Consider the following 22792-nt stretch of genomic DNA (forward strand, 5'->3'; position numbering starts at 1 on the left):
TCAACCCTACCCAAGGCGCTGGTGGGCGATGGGATGCCGCCTCAGCGCGCCCGGGCGACGCGGACCTCGTCGAAGACCGGCTCGTCGGTCTCGACCACCTCGCCGTCGGCCCGGAACACGAGGTACCGGTCGAACGACCGCGTGAACCATCGATCGTGCGTGACCGCGACGACGCTGCCCGCGAACCGGCCGAGCGCATCCTCGAGCGCCTCCGCCGAGACGAGGTCGAGGTTGTCGGTCGGCTCGTCGAGCAGCAGCAGCGTCGCGCCCGAGAGTTCGAGCAGCAGGATCTGCAGGCGCGCCTGCTGCCCGCCCGAGAGCACCTCGAACCGCTGCTGGGCGGCACCGGCGAGCCCGTAGCGGTCGAGCGCCGAACTCGCAGCCTCCCGCGGCATCCCGTCGCGGTTCGCATCGCCCCGGTGCAGGATCTCGAGCAGGGTCCGGCCGCGCAACCCCGGCAGCTCGTGCCCCTGCGCGAACCAGCCCGGGACCACGCGCGCGCCGAGCGTCGCGGTTCCCCGGTGCGGCACGCGGGCGAGGGTCGCGCCGATGTCGGTGAGGTGGCCGGCCCCCGGGTCGGGGTCGGTCCCGCCCGCGGCGAGCAGGCGCAGGAAGTGCGACTTGCCCGACCCGTTCGAACCGAGCACCGCGACCCGGTCGCCGTACCAGACCTCGAGGTCGAAGGCCCGCATGAGGCCGGTCAGCTCGAGCCCCTCGCACACGACCGCCCGCTTGCCCGTGCGCGAGCCGCGCAGGCGCATCGACACCGCCTGGGCGGGCGGACGCTCCTCGGGCGGGCCGGCCACCTCGAACTTCCGCAGCCGTGTGAGGGCGGCCTGGTACCGCGAGGCCATGCCGTCGTTGTAGGTCGCCTTGACCTTCAGCGTCTGCACGAGCTGCGTCAACTGCGCGTGCTGCTCGTCCCAGCGTCGCCGCAGCTCGTCGAGCCTGGCGAAGCGGTCCTCGCGCGCCTCGTGGTACCCGCGGAAACTTCCGCCGTGCACCCACGCGGTGCTGCCGGCCGCGCCCGCCTCGAGCGTGACGATCCGGTCGGCGGCCCGCGCGAGCAGCTCGCGGTCGTGCGAGACGAGCAGGACGGTCTTGGGCGTTGCCCGGAGCTGCCCCTCGAGCCAGCGCTTGCCGGGCACGTCGAGCGAGTTGTCGGGCTCGTCGAGCACGAGCACCTGCTCGGGTCCGCGCAGCAGCGCCTCGAGCGCGAGCCGCTTCTGCTCCCCGCCGGACAGCGTGGTCAGCTCGCGCCACCTCGCGCGCTCGAACGGGATCCCGAGCGCCGCGGTCGTGCAGTGGTCCCACAGGACCTCCTGCTCGTAGCCGCCGGCTTCCGCATAGTCGGCGAGCGCCGTCGCGTACCGCATCTGGGCAGCCGTGTCATCCGCTTCGATCAGGGCGTTCTCGGCGGCCTCGAGCTCGATCGCCGCGCGCCGAACGCGATCGGGCGCGACCGAGACGAGCAGTCCGTGCACGGTCGGGGTCGCGCCGGGGGCGACCTCGCCCCGGCCGACGAACTGGTCCATGACGCCGAGCCCGCCGTCGACCTGCACGCTGCCCTCGTCGGGGCGCAGGTCGCCGCGGATGATGCGAAGCAGGGTGGTCTTGCCGGCCCCGTTCTGGCCGATGAGGGCGGTCGTGCGCCCCTCGGTGACGCGGAACGCGACGTCGGCGAGCAGGGGCCGGCCGTCGGGCAGCGAGAAGGAGACGCCGTTGACGTCGATGAAGCCCATGGTCGGTTCGATTCGGATCGAGAGGCACGGCGATGCCGCGGCGCCGGAAGGGCAGCCGACCAGCGTAGCCGAAGACGGATGCCGCGGCACAGCGCGTCGGGTCCGTTCCGTCGCAGGCCTCCGTGCGGCAGTCTGGAGCCATGCATCGCATCGCCGCCGACCCGCTCGACGTCCTCCGCACGCGCACGAGCGCCAAGTGGCGCATGTTCGACCCCGACGTGCTGCCGCTGCCCGTCGCCGAGATGGACTATCCGCTCGCCGAGCCCGTCGCCGAGGCCCTGCACGCCGCGATCCGCCGCTCCGACACCGGCTACAACTCGGGCAGCCTGCCCGTCGCCGAGGCGTTCGCGGGGTTCGCCGCCGAGCGGCTCGGATGGTCGCCCGATCCGCAACGGGTCACGTGCACCGCCGACGTGTCGATGGGCATCGTCGAGGTGCTGCGCCGGGTCGTCGCCCCGGGCGAGGGCGTGGTGATCTGCCCGCCGATCTATCCGCCGTTCTTCGACCTGGTGACCGAGGCGGGCGGCACGGTGGTCGCGGTGCCGCTCGCGGGCGGCATCGACGAGGGCTGGTCGCTCGACCTCGATCGGCTCGAGGCCGCGTTCGCCGCGGGCGCGCGGGCCATGGTGCTCTGCAACCCGCACAACCCCGTCGGACTCGTCCCCGCCCGCGACCAGCTCGCGACCCTCGCCGACCTCGCCGCCCGTCACGGCGCGACGATCGTCTCGGACGAGGTGCACGGTCCCCTCTCGCAGCCCGAGTCGAAGTACACGCCGTTCCTCACCGTCTCCGACGCCGCACGCGAGCACGGCGTCGCCGTCACCGCCGCGACGAAGGCGTTCAACCTCGCGGGGCTCAAGGCCGCGATGATCCTCACCGCGAGCGAGCGCGGCGACGCCGTCCGCGCGGCCATGCCGTACGAGGTCGAGTGGCGCATGAGCCAGTTCGGCTCGATCGCCACCGTCGCCGCGTTCCGCCACGGCGGGCACTGGCTCGACGGCGTCCTCGCGTCGATCGACGACAACCGGCGCCTGCTCGCCGACCTGCTCGCCGACGACCTGCCCGGCGTGCGGTTCCGGATGCCGCAGGCGACCTATCTCGCCTGGCTCGACCTGTCGGCGCTCGGCTGGGGCGACGACCCGGCCGTCGTCGCCCTGGAACGTGCTCGGGTCGCCCTCGCGGGCGGGCCCGGCTTCGGAGCGGACGCCGGCCGCGGGCACGCACGCCTGAACCTCGCCTGCTCACCCGAGGTCCTCGCCGAGGCGATCGCGCGCCTGGCCGACGCCGCGGGCTGAGCCCGCGCGCAGGCCCGCGCGCGAGTCAGCGCGTGTAGTTCGGCGCCTCCACGACGAACTGCACGTCGTGCGGGTGCGACTCCTTCAGCCCGGCGGGCGTGATCCGCACGAAACGGCCCTTCGCCTTCAGCTCGGCGACGGTCCGCGCTCCGACGTAGAACATCGACTGGCGGAGCCCGCCGACGAGCTGGTAGGCCACCGCCGAGACCGGACCGCGGTACGCGACCTGGCCCTCGATGCCCTCCGGGATCAGCTTGTCGTCGGACGGGACGTCGGCCTGGAAGTAGCGATCCTTCGAGTACGACGTCTTCTTGCCGCGCGTCTGGAGCGCGCCGAGCGAACCCATGCCGCGGTACGCCTTGAACTGCTTGCCGTTCTGGAACACCAGCTCGCCCGGGCTCTCGGCCGTTCCGGCCAGGAGGGAACCGAGCATGACGGTGTCGGCCCCGGCGACGAGCGCCTTGGCGATGTCGCCCGAGTACTGCAGGCCCCCGTCCGCGATGAGCGGAACGCCCGCCGGGCCGGTCGCGCGCGAGGCCTCGTACACGGCGGTGATCTGCGGCACGCCGACCCCCGCCACGACGCGCGTGGTGCAGATCGAGCCCGGCCCCACGCCGACCTTGACCGCGTCGGCGCCGGCCTCGACGAGCGCCTTCGCGCCCTCGTACGTGGCGACGTTCCCGCCGATCACGTCGATGTGCTCGAACGTCGGGTCGGCCTTCAGCCTGCGGATGATGTCGAGCACGCCCGCGGACTCGCCGTTGGCGGTGTCGACCACCAGGACGTCCACGCCCGCGTCGCGCAGCGCCTCGGCGCGTTCCCACGCGTCGCCGAAGAAGCCCATCGCCGCGCCGACGCGCAGCCGGCCCGAGGCATCCTTCGTCGCATTCGGGTACTGCTCCGACTTGTCGAAGTCCTTGACCGTGATCAGGCCCGTGAGCCGGCCCGCCTCGTCGACGAGCGGGAGCTTCTCGATCTTGCGCTCCGCGAAGATCGCGATCGCCTCATCCGGGTCCATGCCGACGCGGCCCGTGATGAGCGGCGTCGTGGTCATGACGTCCGCGACCTTCGTCGTCGGCTTCTCGAAGTCCGACACGAAGCGCATGTCGCGGTTCGTGATGATGCCGACCAGCACGCCGTCGGAATCGACCACGGGCAGGCCGCTCACCCGGTACGTGCCGCAGAGCTCGTCGACCTCGGCGACCGTGGCATCCGGAGACGTCGTCACCGGGTTGGAGACCATGCCCGACTCGCTGCGCTTGACCCGGTCGACCATGTCGGCCTGCTCGGCGATCGAGAGATTGCGGTGCAGGATGCCGATGCCGCCCTGTCGCGCCATGGCGATCGCCATGCGCGTCTCGGTCACCGTGTCCATCGCCGCGGACAGCAGCGGGGTCGCGACCGTGATGCGCCTGGTCAGGCGCGAGCCGGTATCGGCCTCGCTCGGGATCACGTCGGTGTGCCCCGGCAGCAGGAGGACGTCATCGTATGTGAGTCCCGTGAATCCGAACGGATCGGCCTGATCCATGTCGCCCCTTCGTCTCGAGTCGTGCTCGATCGCCCGCGCACCGCGGGTTGGGCGGGCTCGGGCGCATCGTCGCGGTGCCATCCAGTTTAAGCGAGTTTGCGCGCATGCCGGTCCTCGGATAACAATCGAGGGCCGTTTGTGCTCCGGAGTGAAACACGTGAGACATAATCGGCACGTACTGTGACGGCGTCGTCACAGGAAAGGCGAACCCGGCCGACCCCTGCCGGGACCTTTGGAGGTGCAGTGGAATCCACGCAATCAGTCCGCCCACGTTCCCGTGGGAGGTGGCTCCTCCTCCTCGGACTTCTCCTGTCCGCACTCACTCTGTCCGGCATCGCAGCGTCCCCTGCGGTGGCGGACGAAGGGGGTACGGACAGCCAGTCCGAAGAGTTCGAGTTCTTCTTCAGCGGCAATGTGAAGTACAACGACGAGGCGCTCGAGGGGGTGAAGATCACCGTCGAGGGCGGCGGGTTCGAAGCCGAGACCGAGACCGACGAGAACGGCCAGTGGACGCTCGGCGTCCCCGAGAAGTCCACGTACGAGGTCACGCTCGATGAAGACACGCTGCCCGACGGCGTCGTCGTCGAGGACGGACAGTCGACCATCGAGGCCGAGTTCGGGCTCACGAGCCGGAAGTCCGTGAACTTCTTCCTCGGCGAGGGCCAGCGGGTCACGGTCAATCTCCTCGACCAGGTGATCCAGCGGGCGGTCAACGGCATCAACTTCGGTCTGCTGCTCGCCCTGGCCGCGATCGGGCTCTCGCTCATCTTCGGCACGACCGGACTCTCGAACTTCGCGCACGCGGAGCTCATCACGTTCGGCGCCCTCATGGTCCTGACACTCGGCGTCGACTTCGCCTGGCCCCTGTGGCTGGCGATCGCGGGCGCGCTCGTGCTCAGCGCGGTGCTCGGACTGGGTCTGGACGCGGCCATCTGGAAGCCGCTGCGCAAACGCGGCGTGGGGGTGATCCAGCTGATGATCGTCAGCATCGGTCTCTCCCTGGCCCTGCGGTACACGTACCAGTTCTTCTACGGCGGCTCCACGAGGCAGCTTCCGGGAGCGACGCTTCCCTCCGACATCCGCTTCGGACCGATCGCGCTCTCGTGGGTCGACGTGGCGAGCATGCTCGTCAGCATCCTCGTGCTGCTCGCGGTCGCCTACTTCCTGCTCAGCACCCGGACCGGCAAGGCCACGCGCGCGGTCTCCGACAACGCGCCTCTGGCCGCCGCGAGCGGCATCGACGTCGACCGAGTCATCCGCATCGTCTGGATCCTCGGCACGCTGCTGGCCGGCCTGTCCGGCATCCTCTGGGCGTACTTCCGACCCGGTGTGAGCTGGGACATGGGCTTCCAGATCCTCCTGCTCGTCTTCGCCGCGGTCACGCTCGGCGGTCTCGGCACGGCGTTCGGCGCCCTCGTCGGATCGCTCATCGTCGGCCTCTTCGTCGAACTGTCGACGCTCTGGCTGCCGAGTGACATGAAGTACGTGGGCGCACTGGTCATCCTGATCCTGGTGCTGCTGTTCCGACCGCAGGGAATCCTCGGTCGTCGAGAGAGAATCGGATAGGGGGCGACTGCAATGATCGACTGGGGAGCAATCTTCGGAAACGCGGCCGTCGAGCTGATCAGCCCGACCACCGCCGCCTACGCGCTGGCCGCCCTCGGCCTCGCCGTCCACTTCGGCTTCACGGGCCTGCTGAACTTCGGTCAGGCGGGCTTCATGCTGCTCGGCGCCTACGGCTACGCCATCCCGGCGCTGAAGCTCGGCTGGCCGTGGTGGGCCTGCGTCCTGACGTCCGTCCTGGCGTCGGTGATCTTCGCACTGATCCTCGGCATCCCGACACTGCGATTGCGAGCGGACTATCTCGCCATCGTGACGATCGCGGCCGCCGAGGTGCTCAGGTTGACGTTCACGACCAACGAGTTCCAGGCCGTCACCGGCTCGGCCAACGGCCTCTCGGAGTACCAGCGCGACCTGCTCTCGCTGAACCCGCTGCCGGACGGCAGGTACGGGTTCGGCCCGTGGGTCTTCAGCGACCGCGCGTGGTTCTTCCTGATCATCGGCTGGATCATCGTGATCCTGGCCGCGCTGCTGACGTGGATGCTCATGCGCAGCCCGTGGGGCCGCGTGATCAAGGGCATCCGCGAGGACGAGGACGCGGTCCGCGCGCTGGGCAAGAACGTCTACTCCTACAAGATGCAGAGCCTCATCCTCGGCGGACTGTTCGGTACCTTCGCGGGCATCATCTTCGTGCTGCCACGCGCGGTCGTACCGAGCTACTTCCAACCGACGCTGACGTTCTTCATCTACGCGATCCTGCTGCTCGGCGGGGCCGCGACCATCCTGGGGCCCATCGTCGGCTCCATCGTCTTCTGGGTCCTCCTGTCCTTCTTCTCGGGCTTCATCGCCCGTGCGGTCGAGGCCGGATGGCTCCCGTTCATGACCCAGGTCCAGGCCGGCCAGATCCGGTTCATCCTCGTGGGCGTGGCGATCATGTTGCTCGTGGTATTCATGCCACAGGGCATCATGGGCAACAAGAAGGAGCTCGCTTTTGTCAAGTGAAATCCCCACCAACGGCAAGCCCGTCAAGACGACGGGGCTTCACGTCGGCGATGCAGCCCCGGGCTGCAAGAAGGTCGATCCGATCCTCGTCGCAGACGGCGTCAAGCGCACCTTCGGCGGCCTGACCGCCGTCGACGTCGAGCACGTCGAGATCCCGCGAGGCGCCATCACCGCCCTCATCGGACCCAACGGTGCAGGCAAGACGACGTTCTTCAACCTGCTCACCGGCTTCGACAAGCCGGACGAGGGCACCTGGTCGTTCGAAGGACGATCGCTCGCCCACGTGCCGGCCTACCGGGTGGCTCGCATGGGCCTGATCCGCACGTTCCAGCTGACGAAGTCGCTCGATCTGTTGTCGGTCATGGACAACATGAAGCTCGGCGCAACGGGCCAGTCCGGGGAGAACCTGTTCCGCGGTCTGATCCCGTCGATCTGGCGGAAGCAGGACGATCAGATCGAGGAGAAGGCACTCGAGATCCTCACCCGATTCAAGCTCGACGCGAAGAAGGACGATTACGCAGCGAGCCTGTCCGGCGGGCAGCGCAAGCTGCTCGAAATGGCACGCGCGCTCATGAGCGACCCGACCCTGGTCATGCTCGACGAGCCGATGGCCGGGGTGAACCCCGCGCTCACGCAGTCGCTGCTCGACCACGTCCTCGACCTCAAGGCGCAGGGCATGACCGTGCTCTTCGTCGAGCACGACATGCACATGGTCCGGCACATCGCCGACTGGGTCCTCGTCATGGCCGAGGGCAAGGTCGTCGCCGAGGGCGACCCGCACGAGGTCATGCGGGACCCCGCCGTGATCGACGCCTACCTCGGCGCCCACCACGACACCGACCTCGGGTCGACCGACACGGGCCACGTCACCGCCCTGAAGGAGCTCATCGATGACGAACAGTGAAGCCGCCGCGAGCGCCGTCGCAGAGCCCACCGGCGACATCGTGGTCGAGGTGCGTGGGGTCACGGCCGGGTACCTCCCGGGCGTGAACATCCTCAACGACTGCTCGCTCACCGCCCGGCAGGGGGAACTCATCGGCATCATCGGCCCCAACGGGGCCGGCAAGTCGACGCTGCTGAAGTCGATCTTCGGCCTGGTCAAGGTCCGCGAAGGCGGCATCTTCCTCCAGGGCGACGAGATCACCAACCTGAAGGCGAACAAGCTGGTCGCGAAGGGGGTCGGGTTCGTCCCGCAGACGAACAACGTCTTCCCGTCGCTCACCATCCAGGAGAACCTCGAGATGGGGCTCTACCAGAAACCGAAGGACCTCAAGCACCGGCTCGAGTTCGTGACCGAGATCTTCCCGGACCTCGCCCCGCGGCTCGCCCAGCGAGCAGGGTCGCTCTCGGGCGGTGAACGGCAGATGGTCGCCATGTCGCGCGCGCTCATGATGGGCCCGCACGTGCTCCTGCTCGACGAGCCGAGCGCGGGCCTGTCGCCGGTCCGACAGGACGAGGCGTTCCTGCGGGTCAAGGAGATCAACCGCGCGGGCGTGACGACCATCATGGTCGAGCAGAACGCCCGTCGCTGCCTGCAGATCTGCGACCGCGGGTACGTGCTGGACCAGGGCCGCGACGCGTACACGGGAACGGGCCGCGAACTGCTCAACGACCCGAAGGTCATCGGGCTCTACCTCGGCACGCTCGGAGCCGACGAGGAATAGCCCTCAGAGCGCCGCAGACGACGGGGCGGGGATGCGATGGCATCCCCGCCCCGTTCGGCGTTCACCGCGGCCGTGACGGCCCCGCAGCCCCGCCCTCCCCGCCGCCGCAGTCGCCCGCAGACGCCGGCGCCCGCCGCCGCAGTCGCCCGCAGACGCCGGACCGGTGGCCGGTCCCGGAATGATGCGGCTCTTCGCGATCGAGGGAGCAGGCGGATCCGGGCAAGGGCTGGCCGGGCGCCGAGGAATTCCTGAACACGAACGTTCGCCGCGCTTCGTCCACGGCGACCTCGCCCTGCCCACGCTGCCTCTGCACGCTCTCTGCGCCCGGCTCGACCGCCTTCGGCCGTCTCGATGGGCTCGGCCTCGCGCGGTGCGCGAATTCGCGACGGGTGCGCCGTGCGGGCCCGCGCACTGGTCGCGCCTTCGCGCACTCGACGATGTCGACGCGCGGCCGCCGCAGGCGCAGCGCCCGCGTCGCGGAGCCCGCACACGACGGCCCCGGAAACGCCGAAAGGGCCCCGGCCGAAGCCGGGGCCCTTCCTGGGGTTGTGGATCAGCCGTCGCCGATACGCTCGTACGTGTTGTCGTCGACGTACTGGAAGATGCCGATCGTGGCCTCGGTCGGGTCACCGTTCTCGTCGAAGGTGACCGGACCCGACGGGCCGTCGTAGTCGATCTGCGTGCCGTCGACGAGCAGCTCGGCGCCTGCGGCGAAGGAGTCGACCTTGTCGCCGTCGCCCGAACCACCCGAGACCTGCTGCAGGTACGCCGCGATGTCCTCACCGGCGACGCTGTTGGCCGCGAAGGCCGCGAGCGCCACGAGCACGACGGCGTCGTAGGACTCGGCCGCGTAGCTGTAGTCGGTCAGGGCCGGGTCGACCTCGAGCAGACGGTCGGTGAAGTCACCGAGCGTTCCGACGTCGAGACCGGGCAGCGTGCCCTTCGAGCCGGCGACGAGGCCGGGTGCGAAGTCCGCGCTGTAGTCGGCCAGGTTGCCGTCGACGAAGTAGAGCTGGTCGCCCGGGTAGCCCGAACCGACGAGCGCCGGCGTGATGATCTTCGCCTGGTCGAACGTGATCAGCGCGATCGCGTCGGGGTTCTGCGCGGTGACCTCGGAGATCTGCGCGTCGAAGCTCGAGTCGCCCTCGTTGAAGAGCGCTTCGGCGACGACCTCGCCGCCCGCGGCCTCGTAGGCCTCGCGCGTGAACTGCGCGAGTCCGGTGCCGTAGGCGTCGTTGAGGACGATCATGCCGAGGGTGGCCTTGCCGTCGGCAGCGATCAGGTTGCCGAGCACCTCGCCCTGGAGCACGTCCGACGGAGCGGTGCGCCAGTAGAGGTTGTTGTCGTCGTAGTCGGTGAAGTCGGCCGAGGTGTTCGCCGGCGAGAACTGCACGACGCCCGCGGCGACGATCTGGTCGATGACGGTCTTGGAGACACCCGACGACGCTGCACCGATGATCGCCGAAACGTCCTGCGAGAGGAGGTCGGTGACCGAGACGGTCGCGGTGTCGGTGGTGGTGTCGCCCGAGTCGCGGTAGACGACCTCGACCTGGATGCCGAGATCCGCGTCGTTGACGTCCTGTGCGGCGAGCTCGACGCCCGCTTCCTCGGGCGGGCCGAGGAAGGCGAGTGCACCCGACTGCGGCAGGATGGTGCCGATCTTCAGGGTGAGATCGCGCTCACCCGGCTCGATGGGCTGGGCGTCGCCGGCGTCTGCCGGCGCCTCGGACTCGGGCTCTTCTGTGGTGCCGCCCGTGCTGCACGCGGTGAGGAGGAGGGCGGATACGCCGGCGATGGCGATGCCCGTCCAAGCCGCGCGAGCCGAACGCTTGGCCGTAGCCCTAGCGATAACGCTCATGATGCTCCTTGGGACTGAAGGATCGGTACGATTCAGCGCCTTGCGACGCCGCTGTAGTCGACCGTATTGCCCGCCCTCGAACCGCACAAGATTGCGGCGATCACAACCCGGTAACGCACATGGAATCGTTATCGCGGCGTCATCCGGCGTCGCACTCACGCACGATTCCGCCGATCCAGCGCGGTTTCGCGCACGCGATCGCACAGCGGCCATCGCACCGGCAGGCCCCAGTTCGGGGGGAGCCCGGAGCGCGGAGCCGGCGCCTCAGACCGGTTCCAGCGTCGCCGCGCGACGCGCGGCACGCGCGCCCCGCACGAGGTCGAACGTGAGCACGGCAAGCGCGAGCCAGACGAGCGAGAACCCGATCCAGCGCTCCGGGGGCATCGGCTCGTGCAGCACGAACACGCCGACGAGGAACTGGATGAACGGGGCGAAGTACTGGATGAATCCCAGGTAGATGAGCGGAAGCCGTCGGGAGGCCGCAGCGAACAGCAGCAGGGGCACCGCCGTGACGGCACCGGCGCCGAGCAGGAGCACGGTGTGCCATCCGCCCTCGGTCCCGATGCTGAGGCCGCTGGTCGCGGCGACCACCGTCAGCAGCACACCCGCGACGGGCGCGAGCCACGCGGTCTCGAGCGTGAGGCCGGAGATCGCGTCGACCCGATGGCCGACGCGCTTCTTGATGAGCCCGTAGAACCCGAAGCTGAACGCGAGCACGAGTGCGATCCACGGCACCTGCCCGTAGCCGATCCCGAGGACCAGCACGGCGACGATCGAGATGCCGACCGCCGTCCACTGCACCGCGCTGAGCCGTTCGCGAAGGACGAGCACTCCGAGGAACACCGTCACGATCGGATTGATGAAGTACCCGAGCGCGGCTTCGACGACCTGGCCCGAGAGCGTGGCGTAGACGTAGGTGAGCCAGTTGGCGAAGATGAGCACCCCGGCCACGCCCATGATGAGCACGATGCGGCGGTCGCGCACCAGCGCGCGGAACGGCCGCCAGGTCCGCGTCAGCGCGATCAGGGCCGCGCAGAACACGAGCGAGAGCAGGATGCGCCACGCGACGATCTCGACGGGGCCCGTGGGCGCGAGCGCGATGAAGTAGACGGGGAGGAACCCCCACAGGGCGTACGCCGAGACCGCGAAGACGAGCCCGCTGCGGCTCACGCCGTCTCCCCGGGTCCCGGTCCCGGTCTCGGTCCCGGATGCGCTGGATGCCACTGCACAAGCCTAGACGCGCGCGGCCGCTCCCCGGCGCAGGGCGTGAGGGCGCTCATCGCGGGGCGCGGGCGGGCGCGCCGTCCGAGCCCGGAGCGGCGCGGAGACGCGGAACGGCCCGGATGCCATGGCATCCGGGCCGTTCGAGGCGTCGGCGTCGACTAGCGGACGACGACCGCGAGCACGTCGCGAGCCGACAGCACGAGGTAGTCCTCGCCGCCGAACTTCACCTCGGTGCCGCCGTACTTGGAGTAGATCACCTTGTCGCCGACGGCCACGTCGAGCGGGACGCGGTTGCCGTTGTCGTCGATGCGGCCCGGGCCGACCGCCACGACCTCGCCCTCCTGGGGCTTCTCCTTGGCGGTGTCGGGGATGACCAGACCGGAAGCGGTGGTCTGCTCTGCCTCGACCTGCTTGATGACGATGCGATCCTCGAGCGGCTTGATGGAAACCGACACGGTTGACCTCTTTCTTGACGAAGACTGGGGTTAGCAGCCTCTGAGTGAGAGTGCTAACCCGAGTCTAGGGCGGTTCTGGCACTCGTGCAACGTGAGTGCCAGCGGATGCCGCGGTGCTAGCGTGTCCGCGTGGAACGCGACGAGCTGGTGCGGCTGCTCTCTGCCGAGGGGCTCGCGCTGCTCGACTCCCTGCCCGAGTACTCGACGAAGTCCGACGTCGTGAAGACGGTCTCCGAACTGCGCGGTCGCGGCCACGACGCGGGCCTCGTCGCCGCCGTGCTCAGCCAGTCGCGCCTGCGGGCGAAGGCCCGCGCCAAGTTCGGCGAGTTCGCCGATCGCATGCTCTTCACCGCCCCCGGCCTCGAGCAGGCGACGCGGCTGCGCGTGGCGGCCCTGCACGCCGGCCGGTTCGCCAGGGCCGGCATCCGTCACGTCGCCGACCTGGGCTGCGGCATCGGCGGAGATGCGCTCGCCATGGCCGCGGTCGACCTCGAGGTCACCGCGGCCGAGGCCGACGAGGTGACCGCCGCCGTCGCGGCGTTCAACCTCACGCCGTTCCCCAGGGTGCGCGTCGTGCACTCGCCGGCCGAGGAGGTCGCGCTCGACGGCATCGACGCCGCCTGGCTCGACCCGGCCCGGCGGACGACCGCCGGCGGGACGACGACGAGGATCGCGGATGCCGCGGACTACTCCCCCTCGCTCGAGTTCGCCTTCGGCCTGACCGAGCGGATGCCGGTGGGCGTGAAGCTCGGCCCCGGAACGGATCGCGACGTGGTCCCGGCCGACGCGGAGGCCCAGTGGATCTCGGTCGACGGCGACGTCGTCGAGCTCGTCGTCTGGACCGGCGCGCTCGCACGCGCCGGCATCGGGCGCGCGGCGCTCGTCATCCGCGGCGATGCGGCGCACGAGCTCGTCGCGCCCGCGGACTCGGTCGACGCCCCCGTCGGTCCGCTCGGCGACTACCTGTACGAGCCCGACGGGGCCGTCATCCGGGCTCGCCTCATCGGCGACCTCGCCCGGTCGATGGGCGCATGGATGATCAGCGAGCGCATCGCGTACCTGACCGGCGACCGTGCCGTGCACACGCCGTTCGCGCGCGGCTTCCGCGTGCTCGAGCGGCTGCCGGCCGACGAGCGGGGGTTGCGGCGCGCGCTTCAGGACCGCGGGATCGGCACGGTCGAGATCAAGAAGCGCGGCGTCGACGTCGATCCCGCCGCGCTGCGCACCCGGCTGAAACTCCGGGGCGAGCGATCGGCGACCGTCGTGCTCACGCGCGAGGAGGGGCGGCACGTCGCCGTGCTGGTCGAGCGGATGCCACCGGAGGCTCAGGTGGGCAGCGCCTCGAACACGATCGCGTAGTAGCCGATCCAGATCACCGAGAACACCAGGCCGGTGATGCCCGTGCCGATCCCGACGAACGCCGCGGCCCGGCCGTGCTCCTCTCGGCGCAGGCCGAGGACGCCGAAGACGATCGCGGCCAGTGAGAGCGGGAGCATCCAGCCGACGAAGAGGGACGCCGCGGCGCCGATGGATCCGATCGCGGCCGCGACCCGGCTGTACACGCGTCGCTGCTCGTCGACGTCCTCGTACTCGACGACCTCGGTCGGGTCGGTGGCGGGTCGCCCGACCGTGAGCAGTTGGCCGGTGGGCAGCCGATGCAGTTCACCCGTGTCGTACGGCACGTCGTACTCGCGGGGCTCCGCACGGGGCGGGCCGGCGCGCTCGGGCGCGACGGCGCCGCCGGGCGGCACGGCGCCGCCGGGCGGCACTGCGGGCGCGACGGGATCCGGCCGGCCGGGGTCCGGTCGGCCGGGTGGCATCCGATCGTCCGTCACGAACCGGCCTCAGTACCCGGAGTAGTACGCGTCGCCGAAGGAGAACACCACACCCCACAGGACGAACGACAGCAGCGCGATGCCGACTCCGATGAAGCCGAGGATGATCCCCGTCAGCCACATGCCCTTCGCCGCGGGTTCCTTGCCGCGCCCGATGAAGCCGAGCACGACGGCCGCGCCGGGGATGAACAACTGCAGGATGCCGCCGACGAACGGGATGATCGCGATGGGCGAGCCGATGATCCCGATGATGCCCGCGATGAGCGAGATCAGGCTGAGCACGGGCGTCGGCTTGCTCGCAGGCGCCCCGTACGCCGCCTGCGGACCGCCGGCCGCTCCGGCGCCGCCGTACCCGTACCCGTACGCGGGGCCGGCGCCGGGCGCCGCGGGCCGACCCGGCGCCTGGTCGAAGGGGCCGGCCACCGGCGGCACCGTGGGAGCGCCGTAGGGCGATTCCGGTGCGCCGCCGGGCGAGACCGCCGGTGCGGCGGGCGGGGCCGGCGGCGCGGGAGGAGCGGGAGGCTCCGGGGCGCCCGGAGGTGCAGCGGGCGGCGCCGGCTCGGCCGGAGCAGGCGGCGCCGGCTCGGCGGGAGCGGGCGGCGCGGGCTCGGCCGGAGCGGGCGGCGCGGGTTCCGCGGGCTCGGCCGGAGCGGGCGGCGCGGGTTCCGCGGGCACGGGGGGCTCGACGGGCTCCTGGGGCACCGACGGCTCCGCCGGCGTCGGTTCCTCCGGCTGGTCCGGGCGGTCGGGTGTCGTGGGATCGCTCATGTCGAGCCCCTTCCGTGCTGCGGGTGGATCAGTAGGACGTGATGACGCCGCTGCTCACGGCCGTCGCGATGAGCGCGAAGTAGGCGATCAGCGCGATGATGCCGAGGACCAGCCCGACGTAGCCGATGATGAGGCCGGCGATCGCGAGGCCGCGGCCCTGCTCGCCGGTCTTCTTGATCTGCGAGAGGGCGATGTGGCCCGTGATGATCGCGACGAGCGAGACGAAGAAGGCCGACACGAGCGAGACGATCGCCAGCACGTTGGTCTTCTGCGCCGCGGGAGCCGCGTACGACGGCGTCTCGCCGTAGGTCGGGGCCGCACCGTACGCCGGGGCCTGCTGCGCGGGCTGCGCCGGCGGAGCCGGCGGCGGCGGCGGAACCTGGGACGCGTTCGGGTCCGGCGTGTTGGGGTCGGTCATGTGCTGCTTCCTCTCGTGCGTGCGTGGACCCGGCCATGCTGGCAGCGCCGATGTGCAGTGTCAACGATCGGCGGCGCGGGTCGTCCCCCCGCGAGCGCGGGATCTCCGCCCACCGTACCGCGCACGGCGCGTGCGGCGCATCGGGGAGGCTCCCCATGTCGGTTCAGGTCTGGATCTGCGTCACCGGAAGCGTCGAGTCGGCGCCGAACCCGAGCTCGGACGGCTCGTGACCGGCCATGATGAGCCGTGCCCCGAGCGCGGCGATCATGGCGCCGTTGTCGGTGCACAGCGACAGCGGCGGGATCCGCAGCGCGATGCCCGCGGCATCCGCTCTGCCCTCGGCGACCTCGCGAAGTCGCCGGTTCGCGACGACGCCGCCGCCGAGCAGCAGTCGCGGCACCCCCAAGTCGCTGCACGCCGCGATCGCCTTCGAGACGAGCACGTCGACGACCGCCTCGCGGAAGCTCGCGGCCACGTCCGCGAGCGGCACGGGCTCACCGGCCGCCTCGCGCTGCTCGACCCACCGCGCGACCGCGGTCTTCAGCCCCGAGAACGAGAAGTCGTAGCGGTGGCGCTCGAGGTCCTTCGGCCGGGTGAGCCCGCGCGGGAAGCGGATGGCGGCGGGGTCGCCGCCGACGGCCGCGCGGTCGATCTCGGGCCCGCCGGGGTAGGGCAGGCCGAGCAGCCTCGCGACCTTGTCGAAGGCCTCCCCCGCGGCGTCGTCGATCGTCTCGCCGAGCAGTTCGACGTCGGAGTCGAGGTCGCGCACGAGCAGCAGGGACGTGTGCCCGCCCGAGACGAGCAGCGCGATGCTGGGAGTCTCGAGCGGCGCGCCGCCGAGCAGGTCGGCGCCGACGTGCCCGACGAGGTGGTTGACCGCATAGACCGGTTTCCCGACGGAGAGGGCGAGCGCCTTGGCCGCCCCGACGCCCACCATGAGCGCGCCCGCGAGCCCCGGGCCGCTCGTGACGGCGACGGCGTCGAGGTCGCCGAGGTCGACGGATGCCTCGGCGAGCGCCGCACGGATCGTCGGCCCGAGCGCCTCGAGATGGGCGCGCGCGGCGACCTCGGGCACGACGCCGCCGTAGCGCGCGTGCTCGTCCATCGACGACGCGATGACGTTGGCGAGCAGGTCGGTTCCCCGCACGATGCCGACCCCGGTCTCGTCGCACGAGGTCTCGATGCCGAGCACGAGCGGTGCGTCGCGGTTCACTGCGGTCCTCCTGCGCGGATGGCGGTGTCGGCGGGTCGGGTGACGGCCGGGGGCACGTCGAGGCGCATGGCGATCGCGTCGACGCCGTCGGGTTGGTAGTAGCCGCGCCGGACGCCGATCTCGGCGAACCCGAGCGAGTCGTAGAGGTGGCGCGCGACGGGGTTGTCTGCGCGCACCTCGAGGAACAGTTCGGTGGCGCCGCGGCGGCGCGCCTCGTCGATGAGCGCGAGCATGAGCGTCCGGCCGAGCCCGGCACCGCGTCGGTCGGGGTCGACCGCGATGGTCTGGATGTCGCCCTGGCCGCCGCCGCGAGGGGCGAGCAGCCCGGCGTAGGCCACCGGCTCTCCGGGGCTCGCGTCGTCGACCGCGACGAGGTAGTAGGTGTGCTCGGCGTCGAGTTCGCCGCGCATCGCCGATTCCGGCCAGGCGTCGGTGTCGAACGTGGCACGCTCGAGTCGCATGATGCCGTCGAGGTCGGCCGGCGCCGCGCGGCGGAGCATGAGGCTCATCGCAGCACCCGCTTGCCGGCGGAGGGCGTCACGTCGGGTGCGCGGAGGTAGAGCGGTTCGTCGCGCGCGATCGGGAGCCGGCCCGCGGCGCGGGCGAGCGCGGCGACCGTGCCGAGCGCACCGGCTGAGACGGTTTCGGCGTCGAAGCGGATGCCGCGCGGCGCGGGCACCGCGTCGCGGGGCTCGAGCCGCGGGGCCGAGGATCGGGCGGGGAGTCCGGCGTCGTCGACACCGTCGTAGTCGGTGACGGCCGATTCGCGACGCCGGGCGTCGGTGACGACCTGGAGGGCGCCCGTCCCTCCCGCGGCGTACCAGGCGTGCGCGATCGCGTCATGGCTGACGACCGGGACGACGGGCACCCCGATGCCGAGCGCGAACGTGCGCGCGGCGGCGATGCCGACGCGGAGGCCGGTGAACGGGCCGGGCCCCATGCCCGCGACGACGCCCGACAGGGTCGCCGGCCGGACACCGGCTCGGTCCAGCACGTCTCGGATGCCCTCGCCGATGACCTCCGCGTGGCGCATGGTGTCCGCCGTGCCGACTTCCGCCAGCACCCCGCCGTCGCCGTCGACGACCGCGACGCTCGTGCCGGTGGACGTGTCGATCACGAGGAGCATGCATCCAGCCTAGATGCGCACGGAACGGCGGGGTTCAGGCGCTTCCGGGCCCGAGTCGCGCCTGGCTCGAGTATGCGGTGGCGGCCCACCGCGGCCCGTGTCCGACCAGCTCGACCGTCCGGGGCTCGTCGGCATCCAGTTCGTCGTCGTCGAGCGGCCCGCTCGCGGCATCCGCTTCGCCGCCCCGGCGCCTGGCGATCACGACCTCGAGCCAGGACTCCGCGGCGCCGTCGAGCAGCCCGGCGCCCCACTCGACGACCACGACCGAGCCCGCGAGGTCGAGGTCGAGGTCCTCCAGTTCCGCCGCGCTCCCGAGCCGGTAGGCGTCGACGTGCACGAGCGGGGGGCCGCCGACGAGCGTCGGGTGGGTGCGGGCGAGCACGAAGGTCGGGCTCTGGACCGGGCCGCGGACGCCCAGCCCGTCGCCGATCCCGCGCGTGAGCGTCGTCTTGCCGGCGCCGAGCGGCCCGGTGAGCACGACGAGGTCGCCGGCACGCAGTTGCCGGCCGAGGTCGCGCCCGAGCGACTCCATCGCCTCGGCGTCGTCGACGGTGCGGCGCATCACGGGGCCTCCAGATGCGTCCGGGGCACGCGGGGGCCGATGCGCGTGACGATCTCGTAGCCGATCGTGCCCGCGGCATCCGCCCAGTCGTCGGCGCTCGGGACCCCGTCGGCCGGATCTCCGAAGAGCACGACCTCGTCGCCCACGGCGACGTCGGCATCGCCCACGTCGACCACGAACTGGTCCATGGCGACCCGCCCGGCCACGCGGTGGCGCCGGCCGCCGATGACGACCTCACCGCGGCCCGAGGCATGCCGCGGGATCCCGTCGGCGTACCCGAGCGGGACCAGCGCGAGCGTCGTGGGGCGCGGTGCACGCCACGTGTACCCGTACGAGACGCCGGTGCCGGACTCGACGTGCCGCACCGCGGCCACCCGGCCGCGAAGGGTCATCGCAGGTCGCAGCCCGAGGTCGGCCGCGGTGGTGCCGTCGCCGAACGGCGGCAGCCCGTAGACGCCGATCCCGATCCGGACGAGGTCGAGCCGGGTCTCGGGCACGCGGAGCGCACCCGCGCTCGCGGCGAGGTGGCGCACGTCGGGGACCACGCCCGCCCGTTCCGCTGCGGCGACGCCGTCGAGGAACGCGGCGAGCTGGTCGCGGTCGTCGACGGGCGACGTGTTCGCGAGGTGGCTGAACAGTCCGCGGACCCGGATCCGGCCCTCGGCCTCGAGTGCTGCGGCTCGCGCGACGGCGGCGTCCCACTCGGTTCGGAGGATGCCGTTGCGGCTCAGGCCGGTGTCGAGCTTGAGGTGCAGGTTCGCCGGACGTCCGGCGCGGGCCGCGGCATCCGCCATGGCCTCGAGCTGGGCGATCGACGAGACGCCGAGGTCGACGCGCTGCGCGATCGCACCGTCGTAGCGGGCGTCGGGATCGTGCAGCCACGCGAGGACGGGCGCCTCGATGCCCGCATCGCGGAGCGCGAGGGCCTCGTCGATGTCGGCGACGCCGAGCCAATCCGCGCCGCCCTCGAGGGCCGCGCGTGCGACCGGTGCGGCGCCGTGCCCGTAGGCGTCGGCCTTGACGACGGCCATGACGCTCGCGGGAGCCACGGTCGCGGCGAGGTGCGCTACGTTCGCCCGGATCGCGTCGAGGTCGATCACCGCTTCGCGGAACGGCGAGCGGACGTGCCTGGGGTTCACCTGGCCTCCTCGTGAGGGCCGCCGAGCGCCTCGCGCGACGAGGCCGTGCGCGGGACGCCCCGCTCGAGCACCACGAACGCGCTCGCGATGCCCGCGTCGTGGCTCATCGAGAGGTGCACCCGGTCGATGCCGAGTCGCGCGACGTGCTCGGAGAGCTCACCCGACAGGGCGAAGTCCGGGTTGCCGTCGGCGTCCTGGACGACGCGCATGTCGTGCCAGCGGATGACGGCATCGCCGCCGAGCGCCTTGATGAGCGCCTCCTTGGCGGCGAATCTCGCCGCGAGGGAGCGCACCGGCCGCTCGCGTTCGCTCTCGGCGAACAGCCGATCGCGGAGACCGGGCGTGCGCTCGAGCGATCGCCCGAAGCGCGCGATGTCGACCACGTCGATCCCGATGCCCGCGATCACGCCCTGCCTCCCGTGCCCACGATTCGAGTCTGCACCACCGGCGCGCCGAGCGGGTGCCGGACCGTTCCGGTCGCCCGCTCGACGGCTCGGCCTACTCGACCGTGACCGACTTGGCCAGGTTCCGCGGCTGGTCCACGTCCAGGCCCTTCGCCTGCGAGAGCTCCATCGCGAAGATCTGCAGCGGCACGACCGCGAGCAGCGGCTCGAACAGCGGTGCCGCGAGCGGGATCCGGATCACCTCGTCGGCGAACGGCAGCACCGCGGCATCCCCCGCCTCGGCGATCGCGATCACGCGCGCACCGCGCGCGCGGATCTCCTGGATGTTCGAGACCACCTTCGGGTGCAGGCTCGCGGACCCGCGCGGGCTCGGCACCACCACGAACACCGGCTGCCCCGGCTCGATGAGCGCGATCGGGCCGTGCTTGAGCTCGCCGGCCGCGAAGCCCTCCGCGTGGATGTACGCGAGCTCCTTGAGCTTGAGCGCACCCTCCATCGCGATCGGGAACCCGACGTGGCGGCCGAGGAACAGCACCGAGCGCGTGTCGCTCATCCAGTGCGCGAGCTCGCCGACGCGGTCCGACTCCTCGAGCACCGTCGAGAGCTTGCCCGGGATCGCCAGCAGTTCGTCGACGTGCTCGGCGAGCTCGGCATCCGAGAGCGTGCCGCGCACCCGGGCGACATGCAACCCGAACAGGTACAGCGCCGTGATCTGCGCGACGAAGGCCTTCGTCGACGCGACGGCGACCTCCGGACCCGCGTGCGTGTACACGACCGCGTCCGACTCGCGGGGGATGGTCGCTCCCTGCGTGTTGCACACCGAGATCGTCCGGGCGCCCTGCTCCCGCGCGTACTTGACGGCCATGAGCGTGTCCATCGTCTCGCCCGACTGGCTGATCGACACCACGAGCGTGTGCTCGTCGATCACCGGGTCGCGGTAGCGGAACTCGTGGCTGAGCTCGACCTCGACGGGGATCCGCGTCCACTGCTCGATGGCGTACTTCGCGACCATGCCCGCATAGGCGGCCGTCCCGCAGGCGACCACCGTGATGCGGCGGACGTCCCGGAGCGACTCGTCGCCGAACGCCTCGAGCTCGGGGATCGCGACGACGCCGTCGACGACCCGGCCGCGGATCGTGTTCGCGACGGCGTCGGGCTGCTCCGACACCTCCTTGCGCATGAACGAGGACCAGCCGCCCTTCTCCGCGGCCGACGCGTCCCACGCGACGTCGAACGGCTCGACCTCGACGGGAGCGCCCTCGAAGTCGGTGACGGTCACGCCCTCCGCGGTGATCGCGACGATCTGGTCCTGGCCGATCGCCACGGCGCGCTTGGTGTACTCCACGAAGGCCGCGACATCCGACCCGAGGAAGTTCTCGCCGTCGCCGAGGCCGATCACCAGCGGCGAGTTGCGGCGGGCGCCGACGACGACGCCCGGTTCGTCACGGTGCACCGCGAGGAGCGTGAACGCGCCGTCCAGGCGCGAGACCGTGCGGCGGAACGCCTCCCGGAGGTCGCCCGTCTCGCGGCGCAGCCTGCCGAGGAGCACCGCCGCGACCTCGGTGTCGGTCTCGGACTCGAACGCGTGACCCTCGGCCTCGAGCTCGGCCTTGAGGTCGGCGAAGTTCTCGATGATGCCGTTGTGGATGAGGGCCAGTCGCCCGTCGTCGCCGAGGTGCGGGTGCGCGTTCCGGTCCGTCGGGCCGCCGTGCGTCGCCCACCGGGTGTGCCCGATCCCGGTGCCGCCCGGACGGATCGGGTGTCGGTCCAGCTCATCCGCGAGCACCTGCAGCTTGCCCGCGCGCTTGGCCGTCTCGAGGTCGCCCTCGGCATCCACGACGGCGACGCCCGCCGAGTCGTAGCCACGGTATTCGAGGCGGCGAAGGCCGCCCATGAGGACGTCGAGGCTGTTGCGCTCTCCGACGTATCCGACGATTCCACACATGGGCTCGATTGTATGCGTGCGAGGCTGAGCGGATGCCGCCCCCGGGCGGACCGCGGAACGGGCCCGCCGCGACGCGCGACTAGACTGTGCCGGTGCCGGAACCGCAGAGCCCGTCGACGCACACGCCGCAGTTCTCCCCGTTCGTCGAACTCGAGCGTGCGGCGTGGTCGGCCCTCGCCCCATCCATGCCGGCGCCGCTGCGGGAGACCGAGATCGTCCAGCTCCGCGGTCTCGGCGAGCCCCTCGACCTGCAGGAGGTCGCCGAGGTCTACCTCCCGCTCAGCCGCCTGCTGAACCTCTACGTCGGCGGCACCAAGTCCCTGCACGAGGTCACGAGCACCTTCCTCCGCGAACGCTTCGAGTCGACGCCGTTCGTGATCGGCGTCGCGGGGTCGGTCGCGGTCGGCAAGTCGACGATCGCGCGCCTGCTCCGGGAGCTGCTGGCGCGCTGGGAGCACACGCCCCGCGTCGAGCTCGTCACGACCGACGGGTTCCTCTTCCCGAACGCCGAGCTCGAACGACGCGGCCTCATGGCGCGCAAGGGGTTTCCCGAGTCGTACGACCGTCGCGCCCTCCTGCGCTTCGTCAGCGACGTGAAGTCCGGCGCACCCGAGGTCCGCTCGCCGTTCTATTCCCACCTCGCCTACGACATCGTCCCCGACGCGCAGATCACGGTCCGGCGACCGGACGTGCTCATCGTCGAGGGCCTGAACGTGCTCCAGCCGCCGAGCCCGGGCCACCGTCTCGCCGTCAGCGACCTGTTCGACTTCACGATCTACGTCGACGCGCGCACGCGCGACATCGCACGGTGGTACGAGGAGCGCTTCCTGAAGCTGCAGCGCGGCGCGTTCGCCAACCCGCGCTCGTACTTCCACCGGTTCGCGAGCCTCACCGAAGACGAGGCCCGCGCGCGGGCCCGCTCGATCTGGCAGTCGATCAACGAGCCGAACCTGCTGCAGAACATCCGGCCGACCCGGTCGCGCGCATCGCTGGTGCTGCGCAAGGGCGCCGATCACACCGTCTCGAGCGTCCTGCTCCGCAAGCTCTGAGGCCG

Annotated in this window: 22 protein-coding genes; 7 read left to right on the forward strand and 15 right to left on the reverse strand. The window is 71.5% G+C overall.

Annotated features, from left to right (window positions below):
* Nucleotides 1–41 precede the first annotated feature (41 nt).
* A complete protein-coding gene (locus tag DSM26151_RS11495; protein ID WP_234659678.1) occupies nucleotides 42–1742 on the reverse strand; it encodes an ABC-F family ATP-binding cassette domain-containing protein in 1701 nt (566 codons plus the stop codon).
* 140 nt (nucleotides 1743–1882) lie between these two features.
* Between DSM26151_RS11495 and DSM26151_RS11500 the strand changes: the two genes are divergently transcribed.
* Nucleotides 1883–3037, forward strand: coding sequence for a MalY/PatB family protein (locus DSM26151_RS11500; protein WP_234659679.1), 1155 nt, complete (start codon nucleotides 1883–1885; stop codon nucleotides 3035–3037).
* Nucleotides 3038–3062: 25 nt separating this feature from the next.
* Here the strand turns inward: DSM26151_RS11500 and guaB are convergent, their stop codons facing one another.
* The gene (guaB, locus tag DSM26151_RS11505; RefSeq protein WP_234659680.1) at nucleotides 3063–4565 is read right to left on the reverse strand and encodes an IMP dehydrogenase; all 1503 of its coding nucleotides are present in this window, start codon (nucleotides 4563–4565) and stop codon (nucleotides 3063–3065) included.
* A 243-nt stretch (nucleotides 4566–4808) separates the two neighbouring features.
* Here guaB and DSM26151_RS11510 point away from each other — a divergent pair, with 243 nt between their 5' ends.
* From DSM26151_RS11510 to DSM26151_RS11525, 4 genes are read left to right on the forward strand one after another with little or no spacing between them, the layout of a single operon-like run.
* The gene (locus DSM26151_RS11510; RefSeq protein WP_407650981.1) at nucleotides 4809–6131 is read left to right on the forward strand and encodes a branched-chain amino acid ABC transporter permease; all 1323 of its coding nucleotides are present in this window, start codon (nucleotides 4809–4811) and stop codon (nucleotides 6129–6131) included.
* A 15-nt stretch (nucleotides 6132–6146) separates the two neighbouring features.
* Entirely contained in the window at nucleotides 6147–7127 is a 981-nt protein-coding gene (locus DSM26151_RS11515; RefSeq protein WP_234661885.1) for a branched-chain amino acid ABC transporter permease, read from the forward strand.
* Nucleotides 7117–8031 carry an ABC transporter ATP-binding protein gene (locus DSM26151_RS11520; protein WP_234659682.1) on the forward strand — a complete coding sequence of 305 codons (915 nt, stop codon included), beginning with the start codon at nucleotides 7117–7119 and terminating at the stop codon, nucleotides 8029–8031. Before DSM26151_RS11515 ends, DSM26151_RS11520 begins: the two co-directional genes overlap by 11 nt.
* Nucleotides 8018–8791 (forward strand): ABC transporter ATP-binding protein, encoded by a 774-nt coding sequence (locus DSM26151_RS11525; protein ID WP_234659683.1) that lies wholly within the window; start codon nucleotides 8018–8020, stop codon nucleotides 8789–8791. Before DSM26151_RS11520 ends, DSM26151_RS11525 begins: the two co-directional genes overlap by 14 nt.
* 553 nt (nucleotides 8792–9344) lie before the next feature.
* On the opposite strand, the gene DSM26151_RS11530 is transcribed toward DSM26151_RS11525, so the two are convergent.
* The 3 genes from DSM26151_RS11530 to groES form a co-directional block, all read right to left on the reverse strand.
* The gene (locus DSM26151_RS11530) at nucleotides 9345–10649 is read right to left on the reverse strand and encodes an ABC transporter substrate-binding protein (RefSeq protein ID WP_234659684.1); all 1305 of its coding nucleotides are present in this window, start codon (nucleotides 10647–10649) and stop codon (nucleotides 9345–9347) included.
* 264 nt (nucleotides 10650–10913) lie between these two features.
* Nucleotides 10914–11873: an EamA family transporter RarD gene (gene rarD / locus DSM26151_RS11535; protein WP_407650983.1), complete on the reverse strand. Its 960-nt coding sequence runs from the start codon at nucleotides 11871–11873 to the stop codon at nucleotides 10914–10916.
* A 158-nt stretch (nucleotides 11874–12031) separates the two neighbouring features.
* Nucleotides 12032–12328: a co-chaperone GroES gene (gene groES / locus DSM26151_RS11540; RefSeq protein WP_055894868.1), complete on the reverse strand. Its 297-nt coding sequence runs from the start codon at nucleotides 12326–12328 to the stop codon at nucleotides 12032–12034.
* 129 nt (nucleotides 12329–12457) lie between these two features.
* Between groES and DSM26151_RS11545 the strand changes: the two genes are divergently transcribed.
* A complete protein-coding gene (locus DSM26151_RS11545) occupies nucleotides 12458–13687 on the forward strand; it encodes a class I SAM-dependent methyltransferase (RefSeq protein ID WP_234659685.1) in 1230 nt (409 codons plus the stop codon).
* Here the strand turns inward: DSM26151_RS11545 and DSM26151_RS11550 are convergent.
* The 10 genes from DSM26151_RS11550 to glmS all read right to left on the reverse strand — a co-directional run bounded on the left by DSM26151_RS11550 (nucleotide 13654) and on the right by glmS (nucleotide 21738).
* Nucleotides 13654–14148: a hypothetical protein gene (locus tag DSM26151_RS11550; RefSeq protein WP_234659686.1), complete on the reverse strand. Its 495-nt coding sequence runs from the start codon at nucleotides 14146–14148 to the stop codon at nucleotides 13654–13656. The genes DSM26151_RS11545 and DSM26151_RS11550 overlap by 34 nt on opposite strands.
* A gap of 24 nt (nucleotides 14149–14172) precedes the next feature.
* Nucleotides 14173–14586 (reverse strand): hypothetical protein, encoded by a 414-nt coding sequence (locus DSM26151_RS11555; protein ID WP_234659687.1) that lies wholly within the window; start codon nucleotides 14584–14586, stop codon nucleotides 14173–14175.
* A 373-nt stretch (nucleotides 14587–14959) separates the two neighbouring features.
* Nucleotides 14960–15349, reverse strand: a complete 390-nt coding sequence (locus tag DSM26151_RS11560; RefSeq protein ID WP_234659688.1) for a DUF4190 domain-containing protein — start codon at nucleotides 15347–15349, stop codon at nucleotides 14960–14962.
* 163 nt (nucleotides 15350–15512) lie between these two features.
* Nucleotides 15513–16562 (reverse strand): tRNA (adenosine(37)-N6)-threonylcarbamoyltransferase complex transferase subunit TsaD, encoded by a 1050-nt coding sequence (gene tsaD / locus DSM26151_RS11565; RefSeq protein WP_234659689.1) that lies wholly within the window; start codon nucleotides 16560–16562, stop codon nucleotides 15513–15515.
* Nucleotides 16559–17071: a ribosomal protein S18-alanine N-acetyltransferase gene (gene rimI, locus DSM26151_RS11570; protein ID WP_234659690.1), complete on the reverse strand. Its 513-nt coding sequence runs from the start codon at nucleotides 17069–17071 to the stop codon at nucleotides 16559–16561. The genes tsaD and rimI overlap by 4 nt, the downstream gene beginning before the upstream one ends.
* On the reverse strand, nucleotides 17068–17688 hold the full coding sequence (tsaB, locus tag DSM26151_RS11575) for a tRNA (adenosine(37)-N6)-threonylcarbamoyltransferase complex dimerization subunit type 1 TsaB (RefSeq protein ID WP_234659691.1): 621 nt from the start codon (nucleotides 17686–17688) through the stop codon (nucleotides 17068–17070). Before tsaB ends, rimI begins: the two co-directional genes overlap by 4 nt.
* 34 nt (nucleotides 17689–17722) lie before the next feature.
* Nucleotides 17723–18250, reverse strand: a complete 528-nt coding sequence (tsaE, locus tag DSM26151_RS11580; RefSeq protein ID WP_234659692.1) for a tRNA (adenosine(37)-N6)-threonylcarbamoyltransferase complex ATPase subunit type 1 TsaE — start codon at nucleotides 18248–18250, stop codon at nucleotides 17723–17725.
* Nucleotides 18250–19389: an alanine racemase gene (gene alr, locus DSM26151_RS11585; RefSeq protein ID WP_234659693.1), complete on the reverse strand. Its 1140-nt coding sequence runs from the start codon at nucleotides 19387–19389 to the stop codon at nucleotides 18250–18252. Before alr ends, tsaE begins: the two co-directional genes overlap by 1 nt.
* A complete protein-coding gene (locus tag DSM26151_RS11590) occupies nucleotides 19386–19796 on the reverse strand; it encodes a holo-ACP synthase (RefSeq protein WP_234659694.1) in 411 nt (136 codons plus the stop codon). Before DSM26151_RS11590 ends, alr begins: the two co-directional genes overlap by 4 nt.
* A gap of 91 nt (nucleotides 19797–19887) precedes the next feature.
* Complete coding sequence (gene glmS / locus DSM26151_RS11595) at nucleotides 19888–21738, reverse strand: glutamine--fructose-6-phosphate transaminase (isomerizing) (protein ID WP_234659695.1); 1851 nt, start codon at nucleotides 21736–21738, stop codon at nucleotides 19888–19890.
* Nucleotides 21739–21830: 92 nt separating this feature from the next.
* Between glmS and coaA the strand changes: the two genes are divergently transcribed.
* Nucleotides 21831–22787, forward strand: a complete 957-nt coding sequence (gene coaA / locus DSM26151_RS11600; RefSeq protein ID WP_234659696.1) for a type I pantothenate kinase — start codon at nucleotides 21831–21833, stop codon at nucleotides 22785–22787.
* Nucleotides 22788–22792 lie beyond the last annotated feature (5 nt).

Source organism: Agromyces marinus (genome assembly GCF_021442325.1).
GTDB classification, from domain to species: Bacteria; Actinomycetota; Actinomycetes; order Actinomycetales; family Microbacteriaceae; genus Agromyces; species Agromyces marinus.